This is a genomic window from Synechococcus sp. H55.8, assembly GCF_047462375.1.
Lineage (GTDB): Bacteria > Cyanobacteriota > Cyanobacteriia > Thermostichales > Thermostichaceae > Thermostichus.
Genome location: NZ_JANSJC010000033.1, coordinates 1 through 20,463 on the forward strand (window position 1 = coordinate 1; position 20,463 = coordinate 20,463).

Consider the following 20,463-nt stretch of genomic DNA (forward strand, 5'->3'; position numbering starts at 1 on the left):
TTTTTAAGTATGCAATTCCACTACACGGGGCAAATGGTCTCGCAAGCCTTGTCACCTCAGGAGCGCGGCCTCTTCCAACCTTACTTGAAGGTCATGGACGACCACCTGTACATGCCCCTACAAAGAATGTATGAGAATGCCGCCGCCCATGCAGGCGATACCTTTTCCGCCCCCCTGGCTGCCGTGCAAGAGCTCTTGCCCCTGATTACCGGTGTGGCAGAGTCTATCTGTGCTGAGGTGGCGCAGCGTTTTCCGAACTATCACTGTGAAAGCGGCCTCTTGGCGGATCTGGAAGTGCGGATCTCCAGCATCCGCGATGTGGAGATGTTCCAGGTGTACCTGGGCCTCTGTGCCTTAGAAGGCAGTGTGATGGCTGTGCAGCAGGAGCTGTTTCCCCTTTGTGTGATGCTGTACCCCCCTTTGAAGGTGGAGTGGAAACTGGTGCGGCAGATGCTGGAGCTTTTGGGCGAGGCGCTGCGCTTTCAGCTCACCCCGGCCAGCTACACTGTCCTGCTGCCTTATCTGCGAGCCGTGCAGGGCATGTTCTCGCTGGAGGTTTTCCCCGAAAGCGACCTGCTCTGGAGCCATCATCCCGATGTGCTGCGCTATATGGGAACGGCGCAGAACCTGTTGCAAGAACTGATGGGTCAAAAAGTCACTTAAAAATCCTCACGCTTGTCCACTTCTGTCTTTGCAGCAGGACAGGCTGTTAGGCTAGCGCTATTCCAATCCGCTGGGATCTACGGATTGTCCAGGAAAGGGTTGGGATCCACCAGCTCGGCCACAAATTGGTGCAGGATGGGCAGGTAGCGCTCCCCGGCCACCTGGAGCAAGTTGTTGTGATCGGCTCCCTCGATGGGCACCAAACGCTTGGGATCCCGTGCTGCTTGGTAAAGGGCTTCGGCATGCCAGAAGGGGATCAAGCGATCCTGAGTGCCGTGCAAAATCAGCAGCGGACAATTGATCTGGGCAATGCGGCTGAGGTTGTCGAAGCGATCAAAAGGCAGCAGGGGGATGCGGGTCAAGACGCGAAAAGCGGTTACAAAGGTGGATTCCAGGATCAAGCCACCCACCGGCTTTTGGGCTGCCAAGTAAACTGAGGGCCCACCTCCCACCGAGCGTCCGTAAAGCAAAATCCGCTCCGGCGGGATCCCCTGATCTCGTAGGTAAGCGTAGGCCGCTTCAATGTCTTTGTAGGCGCCGGCCTCGGAAGGGATCCCTTCGCTGGTGCCGTAGCCGCGGTAGTCGTAGGCCAAGACGGCAAACCCCCCCTGCTGCAGCTTCCTCAGGCGCGGCAGGATATCCCCCAAGTCCTCGGCGTTGCCGTGGCTGTAGAGGAGAGCATAGGTGGCTGCGGGATTGGGCAGGTAGACTGCCGAAATCTGCAGGCCATCGGCGGTGGTGAGCTTGAGAATGGCGTCCCCATCCTGGTAGCTGGCGGGGCGGGGCAAAAAGATCAGCCGCTCTGATTGAAATCGGCCCAGCCAGAGCAGGTAGCCGTATACCCCTAGGCCGATGAGCAGCAAGGATGGCCCCAGCCGCAGTCCCAGAAAGGATGCAAAAATCAAAGGCTTGCCCATTGCTCCTTCCCCTCACCCCCAACCCCTCTCCCAGAGGGAGAGGGGGGCGGCGACGTCGAGCACTTCAGGATTCGGCTGGCAGGGCAGAACATTTCCAGAGGCAAACCCCAATCCAGTTAACCAAAGTATGGGCGACGATGGTTACCAACAGGTTTCCCGATAGCCACACGCCCAGCCCCAGGAGGATGCCCACGGCGCTGGCCCAGACGGCATAGGGCCAACCCTGCCACTCTAGCCAGTGCAAAACCCCAAACAAGAGGCCGCTCAGGAGGATCCCGCCTGTCCACCCCAAGGGGCTGGCCACTAGGGATCCCATCAGCACGCCGCGAAACAGCCATTCCTCGCTCCAGCCCGGCAGCACCCCCACCCAGAAGATATCCCGCCATTGCAAGGGATCCGCCACCAGGTGCAAGTAGGCGGAAGCCGCCCGGCGATAGGCCGGCCAAAGCCAGTAAGCCCCGCCGCTAAGCAACGCCACCCCCAGCCCCAGCGCCGCTCCCCAGGCGACGGCCAGCGGATCCCAGCAAAAGGGCACGCGGAGGGATCCCAGCCAGATCCAGAGGCCGGCGATGAGGGCCAGGATCAGGCTGGTGAGGCCCATCCCGATCAAGATCTGTTGGCGGGTACAGGGTTGCATCTTGGCACTCATGGGAGGAGCCTATTTCCAGCGTAGGGCGAATTCCGATAAGAACGGCTGCCCGAATCCACACTGGCAGCGGGGAAGACTCTCAGTTGATGCTCTCCCCAGCTCTAGAGAGCGTGGTTTGCGCCGCCATTGCCTCGGTCAAGGGGGTAGGAGCTTGGGATCCCCCCTCTCCTTTAAGGCAAGTGCTGCCTCAGCAACTGGGCGTGCTGGGCCGATCGCTCCACCCAAACGGCCACTTGGTCAGGGCTGAGGGCCGGCCCGTCGGCATAGCAAGCCAGCCAAGCCCGGTGCAAAGCTTCGGGATCCTCTGGGATCGCCTCGAGATCCCAGCCGGGCATGCCCAATTCCCCGAGTAGCGTTTTTACCTTGGGATCGTAGCTGAGGCCAAAGCAGGCGCAACCCTCAGCCGCCGCCATCACCAAGCCGTGGTAGCGCATAACGATTGCCAATTTCACCCCCCGAAAGACCCCCTTTAAAAGACAGGGATCCCGAATCTCCAAAACCCGGCTGTGGCCGGGCAGGCGCTGTTGCAGCTGTTGCGCTAAGCAGTAGTCTGGCCCCAGGTCGGGGGATCTGGGAGGAGCCAGTTGGAAGGGCAGCAAAAGGAGATAGGCCCCCGTCGAGACCTGGAGGCGCCTCAAGCCTTCCGCCAAAGTCTCAAGTCGCGCTGGAGTGAGCTGGGGATGCTGCCGCAAGACCACGGCAATGCGGGGCTGAGGCCATCTTTCCCACTCCGGCAGGGTTTCGGCGGGCAGGCCCCAAACCGGATCCGGGGCCACCTGGTGGGGGATCCCCCAGTCTCGCAGCCATTGGGAGGCAACGGCGTCGCGCACACTGATGGCCGTACAACCTGCTAGAGACCGGCGGGCCAGCTCGCGGATCCAGCCCCGCTGCAAGGGGCCGATCCCCTGGGCCCAAGCCAAGGTTTTCAGCCCCCGCCGCTGGGCCCAGAGCATCAACCCCAGATAGTAGAGCGGGCTGCGCCAACTGGTGCGATCCTGCAGCAGGCTGCCCCCACCCCAGATAAAAGCTTGAGACTGCCTCAGATAGCGCCGCAAAGCCCATCCATCGAAGCGCGGGCAGGCCATCACTCCATAGGTGGCAGCCGTTTCCGCAGGGCAGGGAGAAAGCACCACCGGCTGTACGGGGTTGGGCAACTGCCGGAGCTGCTGCAGCAGAGCCAGCAACAGGGCCTCGTCGCCGGCATTACCGTAGCCGTGGTAGCCACATATCAAAACCTGGGGCTGCTTCATCGAGCCCACTTGGCTGAAAGAAGCTGGCCTGGGATCGCTAGATGGCAAGTTTAACAAGACTAGTTTGATAAGGTTCTCCTGAGCCATTGGGTTAAATCGGCCAGGGTTTGAAAGTCGAGCAATGCCTCCGCCAGCGCTTCCAGTTGCTCAGTGGGCAGGTGACAAAGGGTCTCAGATAGGTGTTCGGGCAAGGGCCCCAGTTTGCGCCGCAGTTGATTTAAAGTCAGCCGAGCTGCCTCCTGCTGCAGACCCTGTTGCAGACCCTGCTGTAGACCCTGTTGTAGGCCTTGTTTCAGGCCTTCCTCTCGCCCTTCCTGGAGGGCTTCTGCCCGCCACATCTGGTAGATCACCGATTCCCGCACAGACAAACCTCCCAGCACCCTGCTAATTTCCTCTGGTGTCCATGGGATAGGGATCCCCGTTGGAAAGAAGTTTGGTACACCCGTTCCGACTGGGTTTTTCTCAGGTAGACGACAACCTGCCGCACCTCCTGGGCAGGATAGCGGCGATACAGGCGCAGGCAGTAGTCTGCCATGCGAAAGGGGATCTCGGGATCCGGATCGGTCTGGAATTCGAGGTGCAGGATCAAGTTTTGGGCCCTCAAGAGGATGAGGGAATCGGCTCTGATGGGCTCGCTGGAGAGCTCTGTTGGCTGGATTTGGGCCAAGGGAACCGGGGATCCCAGTAGCCAGCGGGCAAAGGAGTCGGGAAACCACTCTACCAGGTACTTGCAGACGTTGTCGTAGGCCATGGGATCCCTTGGCTGGCCGGGATCAGCCGTAGTAGCCTTGGTTGATGCGGTTTTCCAGTTGGTTGGCCCCCTCTTGGTACTCCCCAAACACGAAGTTCTCCGCGTTCGCCTTGATCAAGGCCTTCTGCTGCTCCGTCAATTCTGGGATCTGCAACATGTCCTCCAGGCTGTTGTAGGGAGCATTTTTCACCAGAATACGGGCCAGGGTGGGATAGAAGCCAGGCAACTGGCGGTAGTTGCGCAGGATGGTGTTGTTCACGTCGATGGGAGTGTCGAGGTGTTTCACCGGCGGAAGCTCTGCCGCCACGGCCGGGATCCCCAAGGGGGCCAAGCACAGACAGAGCATCAACAGGATAGACACCAAAGCAGACAACAGCCGACGCATAGCACCACCTTTGCAGACAAGGTTGAAAGCAGTCATGACAACGCTCAGGGGATAGGTCGCTAACATTCTCCGACCATTTAGTGTCTCATCCCCGCTACCCCGAATCGAGACCCAGATTCAGATTTGGATCCCGTCAGAAATAATTTTTAACAACTATGATCGGGGAATAGCCTTTTGGCGGCTGACCAACTGCTCATCGCTTTTGTTTTGCCCCATGTCCGACTCCACCATCCTCCATCCCCTCAGCCCCTCTCTCTCTGCCGCCGATCCAGAGCTAGAGCTGCTAGAGCAGAGAGAACTCTTCGTCTGGCGGCACATCGGGCCAGACGCCCAGCAAATCCGTCAGATGTTGCAGGCCTTGGGGCTGAGCTCTCTACGGGAATTAGTGGATAAGGCGGTGCCGGCGGCGATTCGCAGCAGCCGACCCCTGCACCTGGGATCCCCCAGCAGTGAGCAGCAAGTATTGGCAGAACTGAGGGCAATGGCGGCCCAGAACCAGGTGTGGCGCTCCTTTTTGGGCATGGGCTATTCCAACTGCCTGACGCCGCCGGTGATCCAGCGCAACATTCTGGAGAACCCCGGCTGGTACACCCAGTACACCCCCTACCAGGCGGAGATCGCCCAGGGGCGGCTAGAGGCCCTGCTCAATTTCCAGACGATGGTGATCGATCTAACAGGCATGGAGATCGCCAATGCCTCCCTGCTGGACGAAGCCACTGCTGCCGCTGAGGCTATGAGCCTGGCCTACGCCCTGGCAGGCAAGGGATCCCAGGTCTTCTGGGTGGATCGCGGCTGCCATCCCCAGACCATTGCCGTCGTGCAGACGCGGGCAGAGCCCTTGGGGATCCAGGTGCGTGTGGCAGATCCTTCCCAGTTTGAGCTTGGGAACGGCTTTGGCGTGCTCTTGCAGTATCCCAACACCTATGGAGAGATCCGGGATTACCGCAAGCTGGTGGAGCAGGCCCACCAAAGAGGGATGGTGGTGGCCGTAGCTGCTGACTTGCTCAGCCTGACTCTCTTGCAACCGCCAGGGGAGTGGGGGGCAGACATTGTGGTGGGATCCACCCAGCGCTTTGGGGTGCCCCTGGGCTACGGCGGCCCCCACGCTGCCTACTTTGCCACCCGCGAGGCCCACAAACGGCTGCTGCCGGGGCGGCTGGTGGGGATCTCCCAAGATGCCCAGGGCAGGCCGGCCCTGCGCCTAGCCCTACAAACGCGGGAGCAGCACATCCGCCGCGACAAGGCCACCAGCAACATCTGCACCGCCCAGGTGCTCTTAGCGGTGGTGGCCTCCATGTATGCCGTCTATCACGGCCCGCGCGGCCTGCGGCAAATTGCCGAACGCATCCATCGCCAGGCCCATCACCTGGCCGCCGGGATCCGGGATCTGGGCTACAGGGTGGGGCCAGAGTATTTCTTCGATACCTTTTGGGTGAAGGCAGAGTCCCCCGAACAGGTCGGCCAGATCCAAGAGCGGGCCGCCCAGCGGCGCATCAACCTGCGGCGGATCGACGAGACTACCCTGGGGATCAGCGTGGACGAGGCCACAACCTCTCAAGATCTGCGCGATCTCTGGGAAATCTTCGCTGGCTCCAAGGAGCCAGCCTGGGATCCCGAAGGCCTGAGTTCGGATCCCCACCAAAGCCTGCCGCCTCAGCTCTTGCGCACCACCCCCTACCTCACCCATCCGGTGTTTAACCGCTACCACTCGGAAACGGAGCTGCTGCGCTATATCCACCGCCTGCAGAGCCGGGATCTCTCCCTTGTCCACTCCATGATCCCCTTGGGCTCCTGCACCATGAAGCTAAACGCCACAGCCGAGATGCTGCCCATAACCTGGCCGGAGTTTGCCCAGCTCCATCCTTTTGCGCCTCTGGAACAAGCTCGCGGCTATCAAACCCTCTTTGCCCAGTTGGAGCGAATGCTGGCAGAGATCACGGGCTTTGCCGGCGTCTCCCTCCAGCCCAACGCCGGATCCCAGGGGGAATATGCCGGCTTGCTGGCCATTCGTCGCTACCACCAGGCCCGCGGGGAAAGCCAGCGCCAGGTGTGCCTGATCCCCACCTCCGCCCATGGCACCAACCCCGCCAGCGCTGTCATGGCCGGGATGCAGGTGGTGAGCGTGGCCTGCGACAGGGCCGGCAACATCGACCTCGAAGACCTGCGGGCCAAGGTGGAGCAGCACCGGGAACGGCTGGCCGCCCTGATGATTACTTACCCCTCCACCCATGGGGTGTTTGAGGAAGGGATCCGCGAGATTTGCCAGATAATCCACGAGGCCGGGGGGCAGGTGTACATGGATGGGGCCAACCTCAACGCCCAGGTGGGCCTCTGCCGTCCTGCAGAGCTGGGAGCCGATGTCTGCCATCTCAACCTGCACAAGACCTTCTGCATCCCCCACGGCGGGGGCGGGCCGGGGGTGGGGCCTATTGCCGTTGCCCGTCATCTCCTGCCGCATTTGCCCGGCCACCCGTTTTTGCCTGGTTGCAACGGCCCGGTCAGCGCCGCCCCCTGGGGCAGCGCCAGCATCCTGCCCATCTCCTGGGCCTACATCCGCCTCATGGGATCCGCCGGCCTCACCCTGGCCACCCAAGTGGCCCTCCTCAACGCCAATTACATCGCCAAGCGGCTGGATCCCTACTACCCGGTGCTCTACAAAGGGCCAGGGGGATGGGTGGCCCACGAGTGCATCCTGGACCTGCGCCCCCTCAAGAAAAGCGCCGGCATTGAGGTCGAGGATGTAGCCAAGCGGCTGATGGACTACGGCTTCCACGCCCCCACCATCTCCTGGCCGGTGCCGGGGACAATGATGGTGGAGCCCACCGAGAGCGAATCCCTAGAAGAGCTGGATCGCTTCTGCGAGGCAATGATTGCCATTCGCCAGGAGATTGCTGCCATTGAGCGGGGCGAGATGGATCCCGTGCGCAACCCCCTTAAACTTGCCCCCCACACCGCCGAGGTAGTGGTCACCGATCACTGGGATCGCCCCTACCCTCGCTCCCTGGCCGCCTACCCCCTCCCGTGGGTCAAAGAGCGCAAGTTCTGGCCCAGCGTCAGCCGCATCGACAACGCCTACGGGGATCGCCACCTGGTGTGCAGTTGTCAGCCCTGGCTGGAAACCCGATCCTTTAGCAGTGACGTCGAAGGATATCTGCTTTGACACGCCCGATCTCTTTTCCTGCCGCCGAAGTGGATCCCAGGGCTTGGAGCCTTGAGGAAAAAGTTGGGCAACTGTTCCTGGTTTATTTTGAGGGAGCCGAGTTTTCCCCTGCCCTCGAGGAGATGATCCGGAACTGCCACGTGGGCGGTCTGATCTTCTATTCGATTGCCGGAAACATTCAAACGTTGCCCCAGGTAGCCCAACTCATTGCCGCAGCTCAAGCACAAGCCCGTATCCCCTTGTGGATAGGCATTGATCAAGAGGGGGGGCCGGTGGTGCGCCTCACCGAGGGGGTAACCGTGTTTCCCAGCGCCATGGCGGTGGCAGCGGCGGGATCCCTGGCGAAGGCGGAAGCGATGGCCCGTGCGGTGGGAACGGAGCTGAAAAGTTTGGGGTTTAACCTCAACTTCGCCCCCGTTGTGGATGTGAACAGCAACCCCCACAACCCCATTATCGGCATCCGCGCCTTTGGGTCGGATCCGAAACAGGTAGCGGACTATGGCCTGGCCCTGTGGCGTGGCTACCGGCAAGCCGGGATCCTCTGCACGCCCAAACATTTTCCCGGCCATGGGGACACCGACCTCGATTCCCACCTGGGGTTGCCGCGGGTGGATCGCCCTCTGGAGGCGCTACAGGCCACGGAGCTGCGCCCGTTCCAGGCTTTGATCCGGGCAGGCACAGAGGCGATGATGACGGCGCATGTGGTGATGCCGGCCCTGGGATCCGCTAGCGCTACGCGACGCTTCCGCGAACGCGACAGCAGGACGCAGTCTTTGCGGCCGGCAACGCTGGCCCCTGAGGTGGTGTCGGGTTGGTTGCGGCAGAAGCTGGGGTTCAAGGGGCTTGTTCTGACGGATTCCCTGACCATGGGGGCCGTTGCCCGCAGCTATGGCATTCCCGAAGCGGCAGAACTGGCCTTCCGGGCAGGGGCCGATGTGCTCCTATTTGGGGCTGATCCCGGCTTTAGCCCGGCCATCCAAAAAGAAGCCTACGCCCATCTGCTGCAACAGTTTCGCGCTGGGCATTTGTCAGTTGAACAATTGGATCGGTCGGTGGAGCGGATTTTGAACTTGAAGCGGCGCTACGGACTGGGATCCCCCTGCCCCCCTTTCCCCTCTGCCGACCTGGAAGAGCACCAAGCGCTGGCCCGCCAAATCGCTCAAGACAGCATCACGCTCCTGCGGGGATCCCTGCCCCCTTTGGCCCCCGACCCGCTGCTCATCACTCCTGTGCCTCTTCTGGGGGATCTTCTCCAAAACGCCCGGCCTGCTGCTCAAATTCTCAAGATCAGCCCAGAGCCTACCCCTGAGGATTGGCAAACAACCCTGCAAAGGGCGCCAAGAGCTGACCAAGTGCTGGTGGGCTCCCTTGATCTATTTCGTTACCCACTTCAGAGGGAGTTGCTGGGATCCCTTCCTCCCGAAAAGGTGATCGGGTTGGCTTTGGGATCCCCCTACGATGCCTTTGCCCTGCCCCAGATCCCGGTTTATTTGGCCTGCTATGGCTCTACCCCTGTCTCGCTGCAGGCGCTGCTCCAGGTGTTGCTGGGGCGGATCCCGGCCCGGGGTCGCTTGCCGGTGGAATCCCTTAGCAGCGGTCGAGGCTGCTGATGTTGCGCCGCGCCAGGGTGGGCACTGTTCGCTTCACCAAGCCCGTCAGGACATTGCCGGGGCCGATTTCCCACACCTCTTGGATGCCGTCGGCAGCCATCTGCAGCACTGTCTCTCGCCAGCGGACAGGGGCGGTCATCTGGGACAGCAGCGCCTGCTTGAGAACCGCGGGATCCCGGCTGGGGGTGGCGGTGCAGTTGCTGTAGACCGGCACTCGCGGAGCCTGAAAGTCAACCGCGCGCAAGGTGTGGGCAAAGGTTGCCGCCGCCGCCTGCATCAAGGGCGAGTGAAAGGCGCCGCTGACTTTGAGAGGAACGGTGCGCTTGGCCTGCAACTGCTCACAAACAGCCTGCACCCCCTCGACCGAGCCGCTGATCACCACCTGATCCGGGCTGTTGTCGTTGGCCAGGGTAACTTCAGGGATCATCTGGCACAGGTGCTCCAGCTTGTCGCGATCAAACCCCATCACCGCCGCCATGCTGCCCGGCGGATCCCCTGCGGCTTCCATCAATCGGCCCCGCAGCGCCACCAGCCGCAGGCCAGTCTCAAAATCAAATACCCCGGCGGCGTAGAGGGCGCTATATTCTCCCAAGCTGTGGCCGGCTGTGCAGGCGGGAGCCTGCCCCTGGGCATAGAGATAGTCCGTCAGCAGGGCCGACACCGTAAACAAAGCCGGCTGCGTGTAGACAGTTTGATGGATCTGCGCTTCCGACAGCGCCAAGGGATCCCATCCCAGCATCTCGCGGGCCCAAGCCAACTTCTGGGCCGCCCCTGGCCAATCTTGTAAGTCTTTTCCCATCCCCACCGCTTGGGATCCCTGGCCGGGATAGATCCAGGCAACGGTCATCAATTCATTTCCCCCAACGAAAGACAATCGCTCCCCAGGTGAGGCCGGCGCCAAAGCCCGCCATCACCCCCAGATCGCCAGCGCCAAAGCGCCCCTGCGCGATCCAGGTGGCCAAGGCAATCGGCACCGAAGCGCCGGAGGTGTTGCCGTACTGTTCCAGGACGCTGGCCACCCGTTGTGGATCCAACTGCAAGCGCTTGGCCACGGCATCGAGAATGCGCTGGTTGGCCTGGTGGATAAAGTACCCCTGAACCGCCTCCGCCGGGATCCCGGCCCGAAAGAGAACTTTCTCGATAATCTCCGGCACCACCTGGACGGCAAATTTGTACACCTCGCGGCCATTCATGGCAATGGGGCAGCAGCGGTATTGACCCACCTGCAGGGATCCCACCAGGGGCCTGGCCTCGGTGGCCATGGACAAGCTGAGCAGCTCGCTGCCGCTGCCATCGCTGCGCAGCTCAATGCCGAGGATGCCGCCAGCTCCCGCTTCCCCCGCTTCCAGCACCACCGCCCCCGCCCCATCCCCAAACAGGACACAGGTGGTGCGATCCGCCCAATCCACCGTGCGGGAGAGGACATCCGCCGCCACCACCAGCGCCCGCCGGTACAGACCGGTTTGCAAAAACTGCGCTGCTGTGGCCACGGCAAACACAAACCCTGTGCAGGCTGCCGTCAGATCAAAAGCCACCGCCCCCGTTGCCCCCAGCGCCGCCTGTACCTGTGGAGCCGAGCCGAAGCGATCGACGGCGGTGGAAGTGGCCAGCAGGATCAAATCCAATTCTCGGGGCGGGATCCCGGCTTGATCCAGAGCGGCCCTTGCCGCCTGAGCCGCCAAGTCCACCAAACTCAAGTGGGGAGGGAGAATACGGCGTTGACGGATACCAGTGCGGGGCCAGATCCACTCATCGGAAGTTTCCACAATCTGGCTGAGGTCTTCGTTGCTCAGGCAAGGCTCCGGCAGGGCAGCCCCCACCCCCACCAGCCGCACCGTTGGGAGGCCATTGCTGGGCATGGACGCTATCCTTCCACCCGATCCAAAGGTCGCAGAGGCAGCACCTCTGAGCTGCAGTCAGAGGCAGACTGAAAAGGCCGGGCGCGCCGCTCGGAACTGAGATGAGACTCGCGAGGATCGGCCATTTCCGCTTGCAGTCGCTGCAGGATTTTTTGCTCCGCCGCTTCTTTGGCCAAACGAATGGCATGGTAGACCATCGGCGCCTTGGAGCTGCCGTGGGTAATGACGCAGATGCCGTTCACTCCCAGCAGCAGAGCGCCGCCGTATTCCACATAGTCCATGCGCCGCTTCACCTGCTTAAGGTTGGGCCGCAGCAGCCAGCAGCCCAGCTTGCCGCGCCAACCGCGGGGCAGCTCCTCCCGCAGCACCTGGGTGATCACCTGGCCGACGCTTTCGGCAAACTTGAGCAGGGCATTGCCGACAAAGCCGTCGCACACCACCACGTCAAACTCCCCGGTCAGCACGTCCCGCCCCTCGGCATTGCCGGCAAAGTGGATCCCTGGCAACTGGCTCAAGCGCTGGTGAGTAGCCAGGGCCAAGTCGTTGCCTTTGTTGGGCTCCTCGCCGATGTTGAGCAGGCCCACCCGCGGCTTCTCGATCCCCAACACACACTGGCAGTAAAGGGATCCCATGCGGGCAAACTGTTCCAAAAAGCGGGGCCGGCAGTCTACGTTGGCGCCCACATCCAAAAGCAGCACCGGCTTGCCCTTCAAAGTGGGCAAAAGAGCGCCGATGGCGGGACGGTCGATTCCCCCCAGTCGGCCCAAATTGAGGTAAGCTGCAGCCATCGCTGCCCCGGTGTTGCCGGCGGCCACCACCGCATCCGCCTGGTTGGCCCGCACCTGTTGCATCGAGACGTTGATGGAGGCTTTGGGCTTCTTGCGCACCATCAAGGGCTCTTCTGCCATGCCCACCTTGTCCTCAGCGGGCACAAGGGTGATCCCGGCGGGCAAGGGCTGGGGCAGAAAGGGCTTCAGGGAATCCGGGCAACCCACCAGTGCGATCCCGACCCGAAGCTGTCGATGGGCCAGCAAGGCACCCTTGACGATCTCCTCGGGAGCATAGTCACCCCCCATCGCATCAACCGCAATTCGCACGAGCCGACCTCACATTGGAATGTCCTTGGCAACCGCAAGCAAGAACCGGAGCAAAGCGCAACAAGCTCTGCAGTTCCCCTGCCCAAAAGCTGGGAGCCTCAATGGCTGCAGGATGCTACCGAATTTTACCAGATTTGTTCTCTTCGTTAAGACTGCAGATCCTGCGCCGAAACAGAAGGGATCCGTTGGAGCCGGCTCTCCCCACCCTCTCAAGCCTGAGTGAGGGCAGCCAAAAGAGAGTGGACCTGTTGGACGTGGGCGTGGGCCGCGGAGTTTCTCGCCTGGTGTTGGCCCAGCTCCGCCTCCAACTGCGCCAACTCTCCTGCCAACTCCGCCCAGCGATCTCGCTCGGGGTAGAGGGTGGCCTGCAGGTGGTTGAGGCGGCCCCAGGTTTCGGCCATCGCCTGGGTGCGCGCCCGCAGGGATCTCTCCTCCTGCTCCAGTTGTTGCCACTGCTGCTGCAATTCCTGCTCTTGGCGGGCCAGTTGCTCCTGTTGAGAGGCCAGGGAGGATTCCAGTTGGTGAACGAGGGTTTGCAGACGGTTTTTTTCCTGAAGAAGATCCTGCTTCTGGCTGCCGATCTGCTCCAGGATCGGCCCGATATCCACTTGAACCGGGGCGGCAGCCTGATTCTGAAGCTGCCTGAGACGGGCTTCCTGGCGGGCCAGCTCTTCGTATTCCCGCTGCAGGTTTTTCTCCTGGGGCGCCAGGGCCTCTTCCAGGGCGCTGCAGGCAGACTGGGCGTAGTCAATATCCATTTCAATATCGAACCGCTCCTCGGGAGAGGCGGTGGCCAGCCGCTCTTGCAGCTCCCGCAGGGTCTGCCGGTTTTGCTCCAGCTCCGCCCGCTGCTGGCTAACCTGGGCTGCCCGCTGCTCATAATCGCGACGCAGTTGGCTCACCAAGGCCGCCAGCTCCTCCACCGAGATCGCCGACCCTGAGGCACCTGGCCCGCCATTGCTGCTGCCATCGACGATGAAGTCGTACTCCTGCACCAGACGATAGGCTTTTTGGAACAAGCTCTCTTGGGATTGCAACTGCTGGAGGATCCTCTGCAGGTGCTCTTGATAGGCTCGCAGGGATCCCTGCCGGGCTTGCCATTCCGCTTGACCTTGTTCTAGGGATTGTCGGGATCCCCACCAAGCCGTGCGGCGTTCTTGCCAAGCGCGGTGGTCCCGATCCAGCTCCTCTTGCCGGGCTTGGGCCTGCTGACGTTCTGCCTCCAATTGGACAATCTCTTGATTCAAGTGCTCCTGCTGCTGCTGAACCTGGCTTTTTAGGCTGTGCAGAAGCGCCAAGGGATCCCCGGCCGGATGCAGGCTCTCCTGAAGCTGCCGCATCAAAGCCTGGAGCTGGGCTGCTTCTGCTTCCCCCAAACGGCTGGAGCGGGCCTCTTGCAACTGAGCTTGCAACTCTTGCCGCTGCCGGTTCAGGGCTTCTCGCTGTTCCCCGATCAGGCGCTGTTGTTCGGCCAGGTAGGCTTGCTGGGTCGCCAGTTCCTCTTTGAGGCTGTCCAGGAGCTTGCGCTCTTCCTCCACGCCCTTGTACTGCTCGTACAGCCGCCGCACCTCCTCTTCTTGGGCTGCCAATTCCATCTCGCGGCGAGTCAGCTCATGCGCCTGAAAAGTGAGAGACTGTTTCCAAACTTCGATCTCCTCTTCCTGGCTGCGGGCTTTGTCCTGCAAACGGCTGAAATTTTGCAGGTAGGTTACCAGTTGACGGGCGGCTTCGTTGATGCGGGCAACCTGACGGTTGCCGGAGATTTCCGCCAGTACCAAGGCCCCATCCTTGAAGCGACCGGCCTCTTGGGCAATGCGGCCTTCCAGGGTAATGGATTCTTCGTTCACGGCCACCCAGGTGTTGTCCTGCTGCTGCTTGGCCAGCAATTGCAGAGATGACTTAGCAAACCCAATCGGCTTGGATAGCTCTGCTAGGTACAGCACGCCTGAACTCCTTCAAAACAGCATGGACAGCAATCTTCCCAACTCTGCTCAGCCGAGCCTTTGCCCACGATCGGCAAAAAAGAGGGACGGAACGACTGCCGGAGCAAAACTCCCCAGAGCGCAAGAGGCTGCGTCAAGCTTCTCGACTACGTTTACTGTTGATTTTGATTCCACATCGCTCTGGGCAGCGCTTCAGCTCTACACTCAACCATAGGGTAAAAGAAACACCTTTGCCAGAGGCGGTTTGGGGATATTCGGGGTAGCTATTCAAACCGACCGCAGAGCACTAGAGTAGTCTAGGGTGAGGTGTAGAGTTCTGTTCAGGGGTGGTATGGAGCTAGAAGGTGAGCCGCTGGCCGTTCGTCGGCGTTCTCCTGCCCCGCCGGTCGTCGTCGCCTCTCAGGTGTACCAGACAACAGCGCCGGAAGCCAAACCGCGCCACATTTTAGAGGAGATCATCTGGCACAAAGAGCAGGAGGTGGAGCGCCAGCGGGAGCAGCTCCCCTTGAAGCAATTGCAGCAGCAACTGGATCAAGCGCCGCCGGTGCGGGATTTTGTGGCGGCCCTCACCCAATCTCCTCATCCGGTTTCTCTGATTGCCGAGGTAAAAAAAGCCTCCCCCAGCCGTGGGGTTCTCCGCGATCCCTTTGATCCGGTGGCCATTGCCCAAAGCTACGAGGCGGCGGGAGCCAGTTGCCTGTCGGTGCTCACGGATGAGCGGTTTTTTCAGGGCAGCGGCGAGTATCTGCGCCAGATCCGCCAGGCAGTCGGGATCCCCATCCTGTGCAAGGAGTTCATCCTCTACCCTTACCAAATCCTCTGGGCGCGTACTCTGGGGGCGGATGCGGTGCTGTTGATTGCTGCCATTCTCTCGGATGCGGATTTGGGCTATTTTCTCAAGCTGATCCAGCAATTGGGCATGGCAGCTCTGTTGGAGGTGCACACTTGCCAAGAGTTACAGCGGGTTTTGGGCTTGCCGCAACTGCACCAGGCCAAAGGTCAGGTGTTGATCGGCATCAACAATCGGGATCTCAAAACCTTTGCGGTGGACTTGAACACGACGCGGGATCTCTTGGCCGCCCACCGGGATCGCCTGGGCGATCTGCCGGTGGTCAGCGAATCCGGCATTCACTCTCCTGCCGATCTGCAGCAGTTGCGGAGCTGGGGGGTGCGCGCCGTGCTGGTGGGGGAAGCGCTGGTAACGCAGCCGGATCCCGGCCAAGCCGTCCGCTCCCTGTTGTCACCCCAGTAAACCCAGGATTGTCAATGGATCCCAAGAATGGCCTAGATCGATGAAACGTATTCCTGTGCCAGCTCACGTCCACTACGAATTTCTGCTGCGGGTTCTGGAGCGGCAAACGTTTCCGACGGTGGAGGAACAGGATTTCGGCAATCGAGCCCGCACGCAAGAGCTGATCAACTCTTTGCGCAAAGCCCTGACCCAACAGTTGCAACTGGAGGAGGAGTGGCGACAGCGGGGCTATCAGGTGGATTACCGCTGGAACATAGAGGAGCCTCAGCCACCCTCTTGACCTTCCAGCCCACTGGAAGGTTTAGCATCAAGCAGGTGGCATTGGGTTGGGGAGGCTTCCCAGGATGCAAGTTGTTTTGACGGTGCCGAAGCTAGCCTGCTCCGCTTGTGTGGACACCATCACGCAGGCGGTGCGGCAGCGGGATCCCCAGGCCCAAGTGGAAGCGGATCCCAAGACCAAGCAGGTGCGGATTACGTCTGAGCGAGCCGACAGCGACTGGCGGCAGGTGCTTGCCCAAGTGGGCTATCCGCCGGCCTAGCGATTTTTTCCTGCCCGGCGGCGTCGGCAGGACAGAGTTCAGAGGTGGGGTTTTCCCCTTGTGGGGGGAAGAGAGCTTTTGCGTCGCTTTTTCTTTACTACCTAAATTTTTGCTCTGAGGACAGCCATGTCTGATTCTGGTTCCCATTCCGCTGCCCCCGGCCTGTCCGCTTCATCTGCTGGCGGCACTTGGCGCTTGGCCATCCAGGGTATGAGCTGTGCCTCCTGCGCTGCCGGCGTTGAACAGGCCCTGAGTCGCGTGCGGGGCGTTACAGCCCAAACGGTCAACTTTGCCAGCGAGCAGGCCATCGTCCGCGGGGATCCCCGGCTGGTGAATCCCCAAGCATTGATCCGGGTGGTGGAGCAGGCGGGGTATCGGGCGCGCTTGGTCGAAGACGATTGGCAACAGTCGGATCCGGACGACACAGAACGGATCGCCCAACGGGCGGCAGAACGGGAATTGAAGCTGAAGGTGGCGATAGGAGTGGGCCTCAGCACGGTGCTGCTGATCGGATCCCTGCCGATGATGCTGGGACGGGAGATCCCCGGCCTGCCCCCCTGGCTGCAGGATCCGTGGTTGCAGTTGCTGCTGACGGCGCCGGTGCAGTTTTGGGTGGGCCAGCATTTTTATCGTGGCGCCTGGGCGGCTTGGCAGCGGCGCTCGGCGGACATGAATACCTTGGTAGCTTTGGGAACGAGCGCTGCTTTTTTCTACTCCCTTTTGGCGACGACTTTCCCCGACTTCTTTCATCGCCAGGGCCTGCACCCGGATGTGTATTACGAAGTGGCGGCGGTGGTCGTCACCCTGGTGCTGGTGGGCAAGTGGATGGAGCAGCGGGCCAAAGGGCAAACCTCCGAAGCCATTCGCAAGCTGATGGGGTTGCAGCCGAAAACGGCAAGGGTCATCCGCGACGGGGTGGAGCAGGATATCCCGATTGCGGCGGTGCAGGTGGGGGATCGGATCCGGGTGCGCCCCGGTGAGAAGGTGCCGGTGGATGGGGTCATTCTAGAGGGATCCTCCAGCCTGGACGAGTCGATGGTAACTGGCGAGAGCCTGCCGGTGAGCAAGTCGGCAGGAGATGAGGTGATCGGGGCCACCCTCAACCAGACGGGCAGCTTTGTGATGGAAGCGCGGCGGGTGGGCAAAGATACGCTTCTGGCCCAGATCGTGCGCCTGGTGCAGGAGGCCCAGGGATCCAAGGCCCCCATTCAACAAGTGGCGGATCGGGTGACCTCCTGGTTTGTGCCGGCGGTGATCGGGGTAGCCATTCTAACTTTTGTCCTCTGGTGGGGGCTGGCGGGCAATCCGACGCTGGCCTTAGTGAACACCATTGGGGTGCTGATCATCGCCTGCCCTTGTGCGCTGGGGTTGGCCACCCCCACCTCGATCATGGTGGCGACGGGGCGGGGGGCGGAATTGGGGATCCTGGTAAAAAGCGCCGATAGCCTGGAATTGGCCCACCGCTTGCGCACGGTGGTCTTGGACAAAACCGGCACCCTCACCGAGGGCCGTCCCAGCGTCACCGATATCTGGACGCCAGGCTCTTCTCCCCTAGCCCTGTTGCGCCTGGCAGCAGCAGTGGAACAATACTCGGAACATCCGCTGGCCCAGGCGGTGGTGCAAAAAGCCAAAGCCGAAGGCATCTCAATCCCGTCGGCCCAGCACTTTCAGGCAAAAGTGGGCGAGGGGGCAGAAGCCTGGGTGGAGGGGCAGCAGGTGCGCATCGGTCGGCTGAGCTGGCTGGGGATCCCGTGGGATCCCTCTTGGTCGGAGCGGGTTCAGACCTGGGAAAGCCAGGGCAAAACGGTGATCGGCGTGGCGCAATCCCATCGTCTGGTGGGGCTGTTGGCCATTGCCGACCCGATCAAACCCACCTCCCCCGCCGCGGTGCGCCAGCTGCAGGAGATGGGCCTGGAGGTGATTCTGCTAACCGGGGATAACCCCACCACCGCCCAGGCCATTGCTCAGCAGGCAGGCATTCGCCGGGTGATCGCCCAAGTCCGTCCCGAGCAAAAGGCAGCCTACATTCGCCAGCTCAGACGGCCCCGACACCCGGTAGCGATGGTGGGAGATGGCATCAACGATGCGCCGGCACTGGCAGAAGCCGATGTGGGGATCGCCATCGGGACGGGCACCGATGTGGCCATAGCCGCCAGCGACATTACCCTGATAGCCGGCGATTTGCGGGGCGTGGTCACCGCCATTCAACTCAGCCGCGCCACCCTTGCCAACATCCGCCAAAATCTCTTCTTCGCCTTTATCTACAACACCCTCGGGATCCCGATTGCCGCCGGGGCGCTCTACCCCTTCACCGGCTGGTTGCTCAACCCCATGCTGGCGGGGGCGGCCATGGCCTTGAGCTCTGTTTCTGTAGTGGCTAACGCCCTGCGGCTGCGGCATTTTCGGCCCTCACCCCCAACCCCTCTCCCAGCCCTCACCCCCAGCTCCTCTCCCTGAGGCACCCAAGCGCTCCGCGCCGCTCACGCGACCACCCCCAGCCCCTCTCCCTGAGGGAGAGGGGAGCTAGGGATCAAGGTAGGGGGCCGGGGCTATCCCCCCAGGGGGGCTTGGTGAAGAGCAAGCGGCAAGCTAACCTAAGAGGCTCGGGCAGATTGGGGAAAGCGCGGTGCAAATCCGCCACTGTGACGCAACTGTGATGGGATCCCTCCCTCAGCCAGAACACCCACCTGCCCTTGTCCTGTACCCCTTGCGATTCACAAGGAACGGAGTTTTTTGTGTTGAATACCCTCCCTGTTTCCCCTCCCCTTGCGGTTGGGCAGTTTCCTTCTCCTCCATTGCCCCTCTTGCTCATCGGCCATGGATCCCGCGACCCGGAGGGGCAGCAAGCCTTTCTGGAGTTGGCCCAAGCGTACCAATCCCTCACCCCCCAGCGGCCGGTGATCCCTTGTTTTTTGGAGCTGGCGCAGCCGAGCATCGCCCAGGGGGTGGAACAATGCTTGGCCCAAGGGTGGCAGGAGATCGTGGCCCTGCCGCTGTTGTTGTTTGGGGCGCGCCACAACAAGTTCGACGTGACCGTGGAGCTGGATCGCCTGCAGGCCCTCCACCCGCAGTTGCGCATCCACTACGGGGGGCCGCTGGGGATCCGCATCGAGATCTTGCAACTGCTGCGAGATCGCTTGGCCGCTTTGCTGGCTGCCCAACCGCGGCAGATCCCAGGGGCGGAAACGGTGTTGCTGTTTGTCGGTCGCGGCTCCAGCGATCCCGAAGCCAACGCCGAAGCCTGTAAGCTGGCCCGGCTGCTCTGGGAAGGGTCGGGGTTGGCCGCCGTAGAGACCTGCTTTATCGGCATCACCCACCCCCGCCTGCCGGTGGGTTTGGAGCGGGCCTTGTCCTGGCAGCCGCGCCGGGTGATCGTGCTGCCCTATTTTCTCTTCACAGGGGTGCTGGTGAAAAAAATCGAGGCGGCGGTGCAAGAGCGGCGACGCCAATACCCCGAGATCGAGTGGCTGATGCTGCCGGAGTTGGGTCTTGTGGATACGGTGCTGCACAGCCTGCAGCAACTGGAGCAGGAAGCCCTCCAGGGCCAAACCCCAATCAACTGCCACCTCTGCAAGTTTCGCCTGGCGGTGAGCGCAGAGCTGGGAGTGGGGCATACTCATCACCACGACCATCAGGATCACCCTCACGCGCAGGGATCCCATCACCACCACCATCATCATGACCATCATTCCCATGGGCAGGGATCCCATCACCATCACCACAACCACGGCCATGCCCCCGCAGCGGCTGCGGATCCCTGGGCTCAATTAGAGGATTACCACCGACGGGCTTGGCAAGTGCCTTAACGTAAGGTGCGGAATTCCCCACCGTCTATACGGTGGGGATGGATAGCACCCTCTGACTGATTCTGGATATATTGCTTCACAATTTCTAGGGAGCAAATCATGCCAAAGCCTAGCCCTTCCCAATACACTTTAGTGACCGGTATTTTGTTACAAACACTACGTGCAAGTGAATTCTAAAAACTGCGTCAGCGTCGCTTCTTAGTCTGCCATTCTCGATGCTACACTTACTGTGGCTTCGACTAAGTCACAAAAGGTGACTGAAACTGTACTGGTAATCAGGCGGCAGACCTTTCGGCTGTACCCCAACAAAACCCAAGAGCGGGCTTTGTTGTCTGCCCGCCGTTTGCACTGCTACCTCTACAACGCTTGCGTTGCTCACCGACGCTATGAGTACCGACGCAACCGCCGGACGGTTACTTACCTTGAGCAGCAGAACCTTCTGCCGGAGTTCAAGCAGGCGTGGCCGGAGTTTGCTCAACTCAACTCCCATTCTCTGCAAGCTACAGTCAAGCGGGTAGATTTTGCCTATCAGCGCTTCTTTCAAGGGCTGAGTAAAAAGCCTAAGTTCAAGTCAATCAAGCG

General features: G+C 61.4%; 17 protein-coding genes, 2 pseudogenes and 1 riboswitch. Of the genes and pseudogenes, 9 read left to right on the forward strand and 10 right to left on the reverse strand.

Annotated features, from left to right (window positions below; translation table 11 throughout):
• Window positions 1-663: pseudogene (locus tag NW862_RS11615) on the forward strand (hypothetical protein); the annotation flags it as partial.
• Window positions 664-740: 77 nt separating this feature from the next.
• Here the strand turns inward: NW862_RS11615 and NW862_RS11620 are convergent.
• From NW862_RS11620 to psbU, 6 genes are all read right to left on the reverse strand, one after another.
• Window positions 741-1,580, reverse strand: a complete 840-nt coding sequence (locus NW862_RS11620; RefSeq protein WP_414427203.1) for an alpha/beta hydrolase — start codon at window positions 1,578-1,580, stop codon at window positions 741-743.
• Between the two features lie 64 nt (window positions 1,581-1,644).
• On the reverse strand, window positions 1,645-2,229 hold the full coding sequence (locus NW862_RS11625) for a lysostaphin resistance A-like protein (protein WP_414332685.1): 585 nt from the start codon (window positions 2,227-2,229) through the stop codon (window positions 1,645-1,647).
• 170 nt (window positions 2,230-2,399) lie between these two features.
• Window positions 2,400-3,479 carry a polysaccharide pyruvyl transferase CsaB gene (csaB, locus tag NW862_RS11630; RefSeq protein WP_414427204.1) on the reverse strand — a complete coding sequence of 360 codons (1,080 nt, stop codon included), beginning with the start codon at window positions 3,477-3,479 and terminating at the stop codon, window positions 2,400-2,402.
• A gap of 59 nt (window positions 3,480-3,538) precedes the next feature.
• On the reverse strand, window positions 3,539-3,841 hold the full coding sequence (locus NW862_RS11635; protein WP_414337457.1) for a DUF4351 domain-containing protein: 303 nt from the start codon (window positions 3,839-3,841) through the stop codon (window positions 3,539-3,541).
• Entirely contained in the window at window positions 3,826-4,230 is a 405-nt protein-coding gene (locus NW862_RS11640; protein ID WP_414337460.1) for an Rpn family recombination-promoting nuclease/putative transposase, read from the reverse strand. Before NW862_RS11640 ends, NW862_RS11635 begins: the two co-directional genes overlap by 16 nt.
• Before the next feature lie 22 nt (window positions 4,231-4,252).
• Complete coding sequence (psbU, locus tag NW862_RS11645; RefSeq protein ID WP_414336235.1) at window positions 4,253-4,615, reverse strand: photosystem II complex extrinsic protein PsbU; 363 nt, start codon at window positions 4,613-4,615, stop codon at window positions 4,253-4,255.
• Window positions 4,616-4,829: 214 nt separating this feature from the next.
• On the opposite strand from psbU, the gene gcvP reads away from it, so the two are divergent.
• Window positions 4,830-7,775, forward strand: a complete 2,946-nt coding sequence (gene gcvP / locus NW862_RS11650; RefSeq protein ID WP_414427205.1) for an aminomethyl-transferring glycine dehydrogenase — start codon at window positions 4,830-4,832, stop codon at window positions 7,773-7,775.
• Complete coding sequence (locus NW862_RS11655; RefSeq protein WP_414427206.1) at window positions 7,772-9,385, forward strand: glycoside hydrolase family 3 protein; 1,614 nt, start codon at window positions 7,772-7,774, stop codon at window positions 9,383-9,385. The genes gcvP and NW862_RS11655 overlap by 4 nt, the downstream gene beginning before the upstream one ends.
• On the opposite strand, the gene fabD is transcribed toward NW862_RS11655, so the two are convergent.
• The 4 genes from fabD to hmpF all read right to left on the reverse strand — a co-directional run bounded on the left by fabD (window position 9,363) and on the right by hmpF (window position 14,284).
• Window positions 9,363-10,232: an ACP S-malonyltransferase gene (gene fabD, locus NW862_RS11660; protein WP_414335103.1), complete on the reverse strand. Its 870-nt coding sequence runs from the start codon at window positions 10,230-10,232 to the stop codon at window positions 9,363-9,365. The genes NW862_RS11655 and fabD overlap by 23 nt on opposite strands.
• A gap of 4 nt (window positions 10,233-10,236) precedes the next feature.
• Window positions 10,237-11,244, reverse strand: a complete 1,008-nt coding sequence (locus NW862_RS11665) for a beta-ketoacyl-ACP synthase III (protein ID WP_414349048.1) — start codon at window positions 11,242-11,244, stop codon at window positions 10,237-10,239.
• Between the two features lie 5 nt (window positions 11,245-11,249).
• Window positions 11,250-12,341 (reverse strand): phosphate acyltransferase PlsX, encoded by a 1,092-nt coding sequence (plsX, locus tag NW862_RS11670; RefSeq protein WP_414335101.1) that lies wholly within the window; start codon window positions 12,339-12,341, stop codon window positions 11,250-11,252.
• A gap of 209 nt (window positions 12,342-12,550) precedes the next feature.
• Window positions 12,551-14,284, reverse strand: a complete 1,734-nt coding sequence (gene hmpF / locus NW862_RS11675; protein ID WP_414335100.1) for a pilus motility taxis protein HmpF — start codon at window positions 14,282-14,284, stop codon at window positions 12,551-12,553.
• Window positions 14,285-14,636: 352 nt separating this feature from the next.
• Here hmpF and trpC point away from each other — a divergent pair, with 352 nt between their 5' ends.
• The 6 genes and pseudogenes from trpC to NW862_RS11705 form a co-directional block, all read left to right on the forward strand.
• Window positions 14,637-15,536: an indole-3-glycerol phosphate synthase TrpC gene (trpC, locus tag NW862_RS11680; RefSeq protein ID WP_414337498.1), complete on the forward strand. Its 900-nt coding sequence runs from the start codon at window positions 14,637-14,639 to the stop codon at window positions 15,534-15,536.
• Between the two features lie 40 nt (window positions 15,537-15,576).
• Window positions 15,577-15,816, forward strand: a complete 240-nt coding sequence (locus tag NW862_RS11685) for a DUF5340 domain-containing protein (protein WP_414335099.1) — start codon at window positions 15,577-15,579, stop codon at window positions 15,814-15,816.
• 64 nt (window positions 15,817-15,880) lie between these two features.
• Window positions 15,881-16,075: a heavy-metal-associated domain-containing protein gene (locus NW862_RS11690; RefSeq protein WP_414335098.1), complete on the forward strand. Its 195-nt coding sequence runs from the start codon at window positions 15,881-15,883 to the stop codon at window positions 16,073-16,075.
• Window positions 16,076-16,201: 126 nt separating this feature from the next.
• Window positions 16,202-18,532, forward strand: coding sequence for a heavy metal translocating P-type ATPase (locus NW862_RS11695; RefSeq protein WP_414427207.1), 2,331 nt, complete (start codon window positions 16,202-16,204; stop codon window positions 18,530-18,532).
• Window positions 18,533-18,644: 112 nt separating this feature from the next.
• Window positions 18,645-18,781: riboswitch (cobalamin riboswitch) on the forward strand.
• Between the two features lie 29 nt (window positions 18,782-18,810).
• A complete protein-coding gene (locus NW862_RS11700) occupies window positions 18,811-19,881 on the forward strand; it encodes a sirohydrochlorin chelatase (RefSeq protein ID WP_414427208.1) in 1,071 nt (356 codons plus the stop codon).
• Window positions 19,882-20,134: 253 nt separating this feature from the next.
• Window positions 20,135-20,463 (forward strand): annotated as a pseudogene (locus NW862_RS11705) (RNA-guided endonuclease TnpB family protein); the annotation flags it as partial.

Bases quoted from the DNA above. Each gene is read 5' to 3' on its own strand.
- NW862_RS11620 (WP_414427203.1), bottom strand. From the start codon at position 1,580: ATGGGCAAGCCTTTGATTTTTGCATCCTTTCTGGGACTGCGGCTGGGG.
- NW862_RS11625 (WP_414332685.1), bottom strand. From the start codon at position 2,229: ATGAGTGCCAAGATGCAACCCTGTACCCGCCAACAGATCTTGATCGGG.
- csaB (WP_414427204.1), bottom strand. From the start codon at position 3,479: ATGAAGCAGCCCCAGGTTTTGATATGTGGCTACCACGGCTACGGTAAT.
- NW862_RS11640 (WP_414337460.1), bottom strand. From the start codon at position 4,230: ATGGCCTACGACAACGTCTGCAAGTACCTGGTAGAGTGGTTTCCCGAC.
- psbU (WP_414336235.1), bottom strand. From the start codon at position 4,615: ATGCGTCGGCTGTTGTCTGCTTTGGTGTCTATCCTGTTGATGCTCTGT.
- gcvP (WP_414427205.1), top strand. From the start codon at position 4,830: ATGTCCGACTCCACCATCCTCCATCCCCTCAGCCCCTCTCTCTCTGCC.
- fabD (WP_414335103.1), bottom strand. From the start codon at position 10,232: ATGACCGTTGCCTGGATCTATCCCGGCCAGGGATCCCAAGCGGTGGGG.
- NW862_RS11665 (WP_414349048.1), bottom strand. From the start codon at position 11,244: ATGCCCAGCAATGGCCTCCCAACGGTGCGGCTGGTGGGGGTGGGGGCT.
- NW862_RS11685 (WP_414335099.1), top strand. From the start codon at position 15,577: ATGAAACGTATTCCTGTGCCAGCTCACGTCCACTACGAATTTCTGCTG.
- NW862_RS11690 (WP_414335098.1), top strand. From the start codon at position 15,881: ATGCAAGTTGTTTTGACGGTGCCGAAGCTAGCCTGCTCCGCTTGTGTG.
- NW862_RS11695 (WP_414427207.1), top strand. From the start codon at position 16,202: ATGTCTGATTCTGGTTCCCATTCCGCTGCCCCCGGCCTGTCCGCTTCA.